The sequence below is a fragment of the Brevundimonas sp. SL161 genome (genome assembly GCF_049896985.1).
GTDB lineage: Bacteria > Pseudomonadota > Alphaproteobacteria > Caulobacterales > Caulobacteraceae > Brevundimonas.
This window is the reverse complement of sequence record NZ_JAFCVJ010000007.1, coordinates 114,034-122,314: the sequence shown is the minus strand read 5'-3', so window position 1 is coordinate 122,314 and position 8,281 is coordinate 114,034. Positions and strand designations below refer to the sequence as shown.

Below are 8,281 nucleotides of genomic sequence, written 5' to 3'. Positions count from 1 at the left end.
ACGCTGTCCGTTGCAGGAGCCTGTTGATCGGCGTTAAAGGCGAGACCCCAGCCGATATGAGACAATATATTGAATAAGCTCAATATTTCGGGGCGAGACGGGGTCCCAACAGACGCCTGCCGGCATGCGCGCCAACCTATTGTAGTATAGCGAATTCAACCAACTAGGTTGCCTCTCGATGGAGTCCCATTTCGACGCTGATCCACAGTACGTTGGCAGGCACGAAGCGCCCCTTAGTAGTGCCCACGAAAGTTAGCCTGACGGCTCCCTTCGCCGAGTGTGTTGTAGCGATCGGTTGAGCCCACCGCCAAAAGCAGACGTTGGCAAAGCTCCTGAACGCGGAAGTCGAGCGGCCGGCGGCGAAGCAACACGCGACCAATCCCAAGCCGCCTTGGCGATCGCGCCATACAACTCACTCGATGCCGCGAAGACGTCCCGACTGTGGATCGGCGTCGAAATCGGGCTCTGACTCAGTTTTGGTGATGGGGTCACGGTGTCGAGCCTACCAGCCTGGCCTGTAGGAGATCACCGCCGCCTTCCACCTGATGATCCGTCGTAAGACTGAGGGCGACCTGCGCGCCTGGATCGAGCGTGGTCGCCCCAGCCTGGTGGCGTCCTTCGCCAACGGCATAGACCGCGATATCAACGCCGTCCGCGCGGCGATCACCTCTGGTTGGTCCAACGGCCAAGCCGAGGGTCAGATTACCAAGCTCAAGCTCGTCAAACGCCAGATGTACGGCCGCGGAAAGCTCGATCTCCTACAGGCCAGGCTGATCGGCTCGACACCATGATCCCGTCACCAAAACTGCGTCAGAGCCCGATTTCGACGCCGATTAACAGTCAGGATGGGCATCAGCCTTAATGCCCGGTTCGGGCTGCTGTGGCAACGGGCCGAACCAGCACTGAATCCTCCAGTCGCGAGCTCGAAACCGCTCTGGTCGCAAGTAGTAACCTTACCTGCTACAACTACAATTCTAGCAACGCGAATTATTCGTTGACATGCGCTACTAGAACTACTAGAGTGAACATGTCGCGGAATTCTCTGCCTTAGAAACATGGACTGCCCATGACGCCATAGGAGGATATTATGAAGACTGGAAACGAGTTTGATCTTGGCCGCTTTGTTCGGGAGCGCGAACGCAAGGGCGGAACGCACCACGTCTTCATGTCTGTCCCGGCGTCATTGCGGCCCCCTGGGTGGCCGGCGAACATCACTCTTCCCGAAGAAGGTTCTCAAATCGGCTCATTGCACGATCCGAAGTTTCTAGCCCGCGTTCAGAAGGCCGCCCGCTGCGTCAACAAGCGGCTTGAGGTCCGTCGCGAACTTGAGAAGACCTACAAGTGCGAGGGTCGCAAGAACACGCGGGCCTTGGCCTCAATCTATTTCCGCACGCTGCGTTATCGCGACCTCTCGGGTTCGCGGAGGTATCGCAATAGGCGTGACGCCATGATCGTTGTGGACTGGGCTGAGCGGCGCGGCGATCCTGATTTTGCCGATTTTTTCAAGGATGACTTCGAGGACCTTCTCGCGATCTACGACGACCGGGAGTCGGTTCAGTCGGATATTCGTTCGATCCTGAACGTGCTTTGCACTGAGGCGGTGACGGCAAAGTTTCGCCCTGACAACCCGGTCGCGACGATCCCGTGGATCAGGCCTGAGCCAGTCAAGCGCGTGGTGTTGTGGAAGCCAGAGACCATTGAGGTCTATGCCACCATGGCTCGCCAGATGGCACAACCTGGCTTGGCGGCGCTGATCCAAGTTGGGATCGTTGTCGGTCAGCGCCTGGGTGATCTGCGCACAGCCAAACACGGCGTGAATTATCGCGGCGGACGGTTCCAGATGGTTCAATCGAAAACCGGCGTGAAAGTCAGCTTCCCTCTCAGCGCCAAGCTGCGGGAACTGATCGAATCGGTTCGCGTGGAAGGCTCGCCCTTTCTTTTCAACAACGGCGATACCAACGTGGCATTTACCGAGGCTCGCTTGGGAACGGCGTTTGCTGAGGTGCGATTTGCCGTGACGAAGGACGGCGCTCCCAAGATGCTTTTGCGGTCCCTACGGCACTCTGCGGTATGCGTGATGGTCGACAACAAAGTTCCGCTGCGCAACATCGCTGCGGTCACGGGCCATCGGCTCGACCGCGTGAACACGATCATCAACCGCTATGCGATCGACAATGAGGGATTCGCCGACGAGGCCATGCGGATGGTCAATCGCGGGTCTGGCGGCGACGACAGCGATTTCGACGCTGTCGATTTCGGTGCGGATTATGACTGGGAAGGTGGATCGCAGGCGATCTACCATCGCCCGCAAATCGACCCCGACCGCCCCTCTCGTTTCCTCGGAGCCGCTTTCGGTCAGCACCGCCTGAAATACGACGTGCCGCTCGAATGGCCCAAGGAAGGCGACGAAAGCGAAGCGGCGTAGCCCGCACGGTAGAGTCGAAGCCCGGCAGCGGTACCGCTGCCGGGCTTTTTTGTGCGCAACGAACAGATGCCGAATCGCCATCCGTCGCACAGGCGAGCAAGAATCAAGGAAAGGGGCGAAGAGCAATCTGTGCTGACGAATCGTCCAACTCGTGCACGAAAATGATGGACTGCGCAGTCATGCAGGCGGCCAAATTATTGAAGTAAATCAAACGAAAATTCGAGAGTCACATTTCGTATCGCGTCGGATTAGTTGACAGAAATCGGAACGTGACTCCCGAAATAGTCGAGAGGTTTCAACGGGAAGCCAGGAAGGAGCGTCCAACTGACCAAGAAAGCTGGCAGTTGGGAGCGACCGAAGGTCTGCTGGGGGCGGGGCTGGGGGTTTCACCCCCGGCCCCAGCAGTCGGTGCCGGGCGGGACCTTGGTGATGTCCGGCTGGCGAAGGAAAACTTCAGGCCGGTCCGCTTGGCCTACGGCGCTGAAGCGGCTCCTGATCGACGGCTCCTAATCGGACCCCGGCTCCCATCGTATCAGCCTGGATAAAGACCACCCCGGCAGCTTCTAGGGTGGAGACCAATAGCTGCGCATTGGCAGTCGTGATCGGTGCGACAGCGTTTGTCGCTTCAGCTCGCCTGATTGTGTTCATGGCCAGGCCCGTTCGCTCCGAGAGATCGGAAACGGACATGTTCAGCAGGCCCCTGGCGGCCCTCAACTGGGCTCCTGTCACGGTTACGCCCAGCCGGTTCTGCGTCGAGGGAACGATCATGGTTGCAAAATAATACCCATTATGCACAATAGCGCCCATGTTGAACCGCATGGAGATGCCTTGTGACCAATCGTAATCCCAAACCTCCCGTTTGTCCGGTGCACGGAAAACCCACCCACCGCGAGACCTGCACGAAATGCATGTCCGCCTACATGCGCGGCTACCTCCGTCGGCGCCGCTTGGAAAAGCCGGCGTTGGAGATGTGGCATCGCGCCAAGAAGCGGGCCGATCGTCTCGGTGTCAACTTTTCCCTGGCCCGCGACGCGGTCGTGATTCCGGATCGTTGTCCGGTTTTAGGGGTGCCCCTCGACGTCCGGCCGCCGCGCACGTCCAACTCGCCCTCCCTTGATCGTATCGATCCCGCCGGCGGCTACGCCGACCGGAACATCCGTGTGATCTCGGACCACGCGAACCGTATCAAGGGCGCTATGACGCTGGGGCTGTTGCGCGCGCGGGCCATCTACGGCTCGCCCGCGCTGCGGGACGACTACGCCCAGGTCGTCGCCTACGTCGAGCGTGAGGCCCTGCTGGTCGAGGTGCGCAAGAAGGCGGCCATGGGCGGGCGGATGGGCGCCGAGTGGCACAAGATCGCGTTGTTCCTCGATCGCGTCTTCCGCAAGGGGGACGACGGCCTGCGTCCCCATCAGGACCTGTCCCAGTGACGGCTCCGTTCCGTCTGTTCGGAACGCGGTGCATGCGGGCCGAATCTATGGCGAAGGGGCCGGGCGAGGTTCTGGTCGTTATGGATCGCCCCTTGCACCTTCAGGGGCCGGGGGCGAACCGGACCATCACCCTCGCCCCGGGCGACATCCTCTTCTCCGAGCTCGATGCGGACGATGTAGCCGGCGCCGTCGATCGTTATCTTCAGGGCAGTTTCCACGAATCTGACCTGCGCTTCGGCGTGGCGCTAATCCTGGGGCTAAAAGGGCTGATCGGTGAGCCAGTCATGGTGACGTTGGAACATGAGCGGCTGATCGACGCCTGGCTGGACGAGAACACCGTCTTCGCGGTGACGGTCTATTCTGAATACAGGGGGCGGAGCCTGGATCGTAACCAAGCGGGTATTCTCAATGGTGTTCGGGCAAGCTGGCGCGACGTCCAGACATCAGGCGGGCTTATCCACTAATGTTACTGGCGAACATCGACCGACTTGGCGCGAGTTTGTTGACAGACACCGCAAAGGTTGGCGCGAAGTTGTTGACAGGCAATGTTGATTTACTTCTAATTTATGTATTGACGCGGACGGCTGTTTGTGGACATACGCTCGTTTTTCCAGATCGGAAGCATCCCTCTGTGACGACCATCCCAGCAAGAAAGCTGAACACACAGACGGCCGACATGCCTCGCCTGGCAGTCGAACGCCGGGTCGGCCTGGTCGAGATGGCGGCGATCCATATTCTGAGTGAACCGCTGGAACTCCGCGAGGTGCGCGACGGCCTCGCGCGGGGAACCGTCAGGGCAACGTCGGCGGCGATTCAGGGATGGCCCCCGCTGCTGATGACCCGTGAGCAGTTGTGCAACTACCTCCAGATGTCCTGGTCGTCCCTGTCCAAGCGCTGTCCCGTCGCCCCACTCGAAGTGGGCGTCAACGTCGTCAGGTATAGTCGTCTCCAAATCGACGACTGGATCGCGAGCCTCCCTCCGCGCGACAAGCGGGGCGGCCAGAAAGCGCCTGTTCCGGTGAGGGGTGCCGATCCTGCCCCGGACGAGCTCGCTGATTCCCGGCTCGCCGCGCTGGAACTGGCGCGGGCATGGCCGGCGAGGCGCAAGTGAAAGTCCCGCACGTTCAGCGCGTCAAGCGGGCTGATGGGCGCACCGATCTTTACTTCCGCAAGGGACGTTTCCGTGCCGGCCCCCTGAGGGCTGCCGACCACACGAATGAACTGAAGGTCGAGGTCGACGCGATCCTCGCGCAGATGGAAGCCGCCGCCATCGCCCTGAAGCCCACGATCGGCACGGTTCGGGGCGCGATGGAGAAATACAACAGCAGCAGCGAGTTCACCGGCCTGGAGGAAAGCACCAAGCGAGAATACCAATACAGGATCGATGAACTGATCGCCGTCTGTGGCCCGGTGCCCCTGAAGGATGTGACCTATCCTTGGCTCAAGGACCTTCAGGACGTCTGGGCGCTGCGTGGGCACAAGGCCTGCAACGACCTGATGCAGGTGCTCAAGAACGGGCTGAAGCCGGAAATGAAGAAGGGGTCAGTCGTTGGCCGCCCCTTCGCCGACATCGAAAAACTTCGACCGCCGACCAATCGGCCGGAGCCTCATCCGGCATGGGACGACAGCGAGATTGAAGTCGCCATCGACATGGCGATTGCCGTCGGCCAGCCCGGACTCGCGCGTGGTATCGCACTGGGGCGTTGGGGCGGGTTCAGGCGTGGCGGCATCTGCGATGTGCCGCTGAATGCGAGAACGATGGGGTTCGACGACGATCAGATCGCCCAACGTCGACTTTACTGGATCACACCTAAGCGCGGTGTGCTGTGTGACAAACCCGAGGACAACCGCCTCACCGCCCTGTTGGATCGGACTCCGAACAGGGCCCTGACCATCGCCTATAATAAATATGGGCAGCCCTGGAAGCCACGCGCCTTCAACCAAGCACTCGATCGCTTGCTCGACCGGCTCGGCAAGGAGAATGCGGCGCGGTCGTTTCTGGACGTCCATGGCCTGCGCCATGCGCGCGGCATCGAACTAGCCTATGCCGGCGCGTCGGAGTTCGAGATCATGGCGCAGTTGGAACACACCACCGCCTACACCGCCCGCATCTATATCCGGCAGGCCAACCGGGCCAAGGGAGCGAACTCGGCACAGTCCAAGATCGACACGATCGTGCGCGTGAGAGCGGAACGGGCCCGGAAATAGCGATCTGCTAGGGGCGTGATCGACGCGGATGCGGACATCAACTCGGGGATGGCAGACGAACCGACGCCGGCTGGCCGAGCGATACCGTTTCATTCAACACCCGATTCCAGTCGCTGACCGTGAACATGGCGCGAACAGAAGCTGTAACAACGCCTGTAACAGCGCTGTAACCAGCAGGCCAAGCCTCAAGATTTTGAGGCCTAAGTTGTTGAAAAGAATGGCGCGCCCGGAACGATTCGAACGTCCGACCCTCAGATTCGTAGTCTGATGCTCTATCCAGCTGAGCTACGGGCGCGCACAGGCCTTTACGGCGAGGGCGGGTATCTAGCGGGTCGTCTTGCCGGGCGCAACCCGGTTTTCGTGGCCTTTGTAAAACGGGCGCTTGGAGAGGCGGACGGCGGGGCTTAGGTCGGGGGAGGCGCCTGTCCGCGCCAGTGTTTCCGGGTCGCCTCCCAGATGATCATGTCGAATTCGCCGTTCCGTCCATTGCTCTTCGCCGTCCTGGCGCTGTCATCGACCCTGGCGCTGGCCGGTTGTCAGACCACGACGGTCGGCGGCGCGTCCGCCCCGGTCCAGTCCGCCGCGCCCCCCGCCACTCGTCCGGCGCGCGGTCCGTTCGTCGCGGCGGCCAATCCGCTGGCTGTCGAGGCGGGGATGGCGGTTCTGAGGCGCGGCGGGTCGGCGGTGGACGCCGCGGTCGCGGTGCAGGCGGTACTGGGGCTGGTCGAGCCCCAGTCCTCGGGCCTCGGCGGCGGGGCCTTCATCATGGTCTATGACGCCGGGACGCAGGAGGTCACGACCTATGACGGGCGCGAGACGGCGCCCTCGGCGGCGACGCCCGAACTGTTCTACGAGAACGGCCGCCCCCTGCCCTTCATGGACGCGGTGTTGAGCGGGCGATCCACGGGCGCGCCCGGCGCCGTGGCCGCCCTGGCGATGGCGCAGGAGACGCATGGAAGCCTGCCCTGGTCCTCCCTGTTCGGCGACGCCGAGCGTCTGGCCCGCGACGGGTTTACGGTCAGCCCGCGTCTGGCCGGCTTTATCGCCGGAACATTTGGGCAGGCGCGCACCCGCTGGGCCACCGAGTATTTCACCAGGCCCGATGGCAGCCGCTACGTCGCCGGCGACACCCTGCGAAACCCCGCCTACGCCGAGACGGTCGCGACCATCGCCCGCGACGGGATCGAAGCCCTGCGCACCGGTCCGATCGCCGAGGCCATCATCGAGACGGTGAGAGCCGAGCCGCGCCCGGGATCGCTGAGTGACGCCGACCTCGCCGCCTATCGGCCCATCGTCCGCGACGCCCTGTGTCGTCCGTTCCGTGTCTATGTGATCTGCATCCCGCCGCCGCCGTCCAGCGGCGTGGCCCTGCTGCAGCTCCTGGCCATGACCGAGACCCCGACCGTCGCCCCGGTTCTCGCCGAGGGCGAGACCAGCGCCGCCGCCTGGACCATGTTCGCCCAGCTGCAGCGGCTGATGTACGCCGACCGCGACCGCTATGTCGCCGACCCCGCCTTCGTCGGCGTGCCCGTGGCCGGCCTGCTCGACCCCGATTACGTCGCCTCCCGCGCCGCCCTGGCCCCCGGCCTGGCCGGCGCCGCCACAGCCGGGACACCGCCCGGCGGCGTGTTCCGCGCCCCTGACGCGACGGCCGAGCCCTCCGGCACGTCCCACATGGTCATCGTCGACGCGGCCGGGAACGCCGTCTCCATGACCACGACGGTCGAGAGCATCTTCGGTTCGGGCCGGATGGCGGCGGGCTTCTTTCTCAACAACCAGCTGACCGACTTCTCCTTCTCGCCGACGACGGCGGAGGGCGGGCCCATCGCCAACGCCGTGGCGGCGGGCAAGCGGCCGCGCTCGTCGATGTCGCCGATCATCATTCTGGATCATCAGGGTCGTCTGGTCGGGGCCATGGGCTCGCCGGGCGGATCGGCGATCCTGGCCTATAACGCCAAGGGACTGGTCGGGACGCTGATCTGGGGCCTGCCGGTGCAGGCGACGTTCGACCTGCCCAACCTCGTCGCCAAGGGTCCGGGCTTCGGCGCCGACACGTCGCGGTTCGGGCCGACCCTGACCGAAGGGCTGGCGAGGAACGGCATCATCCTCCAGCCCAACGCGTCGGAGACCTCAGGCCTGCATGGAGCGATCTGGCGCGGAGATCACTGGGACGGCGGCGCCGACGACCGGCGCGAGGGCGTGGCCCGGACCGAATAGG

7 protein-coding genes, 1 tRNA gene and 1 pseudogene are annotated in these 8,281 nt (G+C 63.0%); 7 read left to right on the top strand and 2 right to left on the bottom strand.

From position 1 onward, the window contains the following. Window positions 1–521: 521 nt before the first annotated feature. Window positions 522–791: pseudogene (locus ACP7AU_RS07715) on the top strand (transposase); the annotation flags it as partial. Window positions 792–1,087: 296 nt separating this feature from the next. After that, window positions 1,088–2,425 (top strand): hypothetical protein, encoded by a 1,338-nt coding sequence (locus ACP7AU_RS07710; protein WP_426051031.1) that lies wholly within the window; start codon window positions 1,088–1,090, stop codon window positions 2,423–2,425. A 453-nt stretch (window positions 2,426–2,878) separates the two neighbouring features. Here the strand turns inward: ACP7AU_RS07710 and ACP7AU_RS07705 are convergent, their stop codons facing one another. Then, complete coding sequence (locus tag ACP7AU_RS07705) at window positions 2,879–3,244, bottom strand: helix-turn-helix domain-containing protein (RefSeq protein ID WP_426051030.1); 366 nt, start codon at window positions 3,242–3,244, stop codon at window positions 2,879–2,881. Between the two features lie 89 nt (window positions 3,245–3,333). Here ACP7AU_RS07705 and ACP7AU_RS07700 point away from each other — a divergent pair, with 89 nt between their 5' ends. The 4 genes from ACP7AU_RS07700 (at window position 3,334) to ACP7AU_RS07685 (ending at window position 6,063) form a co-directional block, all read left to right on the top strand. Next, window positions 3,334–3,855 (top strand): hypothetical protein, encoded by a 522-nt coding sequence (locus ACP7AU_RS07700; RefSeq protein ID WP_426051029.1) that lies wholly within the window; start codon window positions 3,334–3,336, stop codon window positions 3,853–3,855. A gap of 47 nt (window positions 3,856–3,902) precedes the next feature. After that, entirely contained in the window at window positions 3,903–4,319 is a 417-nt protein-coding gene (locus ACP7AU_RS07695; protein ID WP_426051028.1) for a hypothetical protein, read from the top strand. Window positions 4,320–4,486: 167 nt separating this feature from the next. Continuing rightward, on the top strand, window positions 4,487–4,966 hold the full coding sequence (locus ACP7AU_RS07690; RefSeq protein WP_426051027.1) for a hypothetical protein: 480 nt from the start codon (window positions 4,487–4,489) through the stop codon (window positions 4,964–4,966). After that, on the top strand, window positions 4,945–6,063 hold the full coding sequence (locus tag ACP7AU_RS07685) for a site-specific integrase (RefSeq protein WP_426051026.1): 1,119 nt from the start codon (window positions 4,945–4,947) through the stop codon (window positions 6,061–6,063). The genes ACP7AU_RS07690 and ACP7AU_RS07685 overlap by 22 nt, the downstream gene beginning before the upstream one ends. A gap of 218 nt (window positions 6,064–6,281) precedes the next feature. Here ACP7AU_RS07685 and ACP7AU_RS07680 read toward each other — a convergent pair. After that, window positions 6,282–6,358 (bottom strand) — tRNA-Arg (locus tag ACP7AU_RS07680). Window positions 6,359–6,525: 167 nt separating this feature from the next. Between ACP7AU_RS07680 and ACP7AU_RS07675 the strand changes: the two genes are divergently transcribed. Continuing rightward, window positions 6,526–8,280 (top strand): gamma-glutamyltransferase family protein, encoded by a 1,755-nt coding sequence (locus tag ACP7AU_RS07675; RefSeq protein WP_426051035.1) that lies wholly within the window; start codon window positions 6,526–6,528, stop codon window positions 8,278–8,280. Window position 8,281: the final 1 nt, after the last annotated feature.

Bases quoted from the DNA above. Each gene is read 5' to 3' on its own strand.
- ACP7AU_RS07710 (WP_426051031.1), top strand. From the start codon at position 1,088: ATGAAGACTGGAAACGAGTTTGATCTTGGCCGCTTTGTTCGGGAGCGC.
- ACP7AU_RS07695 (WP_426051028.1), top strand. From the start codon at position 3,903: ATGGCGAAGGGGCCGGGCGAGGTTCTGGTCGTTATGGATCGCCCCTTG.
- ACP7AU_RS07705 (WP_426051030.1), bottom strand. From the start codon at position 3,244: ATGCGGTTCAACATGGGCGCTATTGTGCATAATGGGTATTATTTTGCA.
- ACP7AU_RS07700 (WP_426051029.1), top strand. From the start codon at position 3,334: ATGTCCGCCTACATGCGCGGCTACCTCCGTCGGCGCCGCTTGGAAAAG.
- ACP7AU_RS07675 (WP_426051035.1), top strand. From the start codon at position 6,526: ATGTCGAATTCGCCGTTCCGTCCATTGCTCTTCGCCGTCCTGGCGCTG.
- ACP7AU_RS07685 (WP_426051026.1), top strand. From the start codon at position 4,945: ATGGCCGGCGAGGCGCAAGTGAAAGTCCCGCACGTTCAGCGCGTCAAG.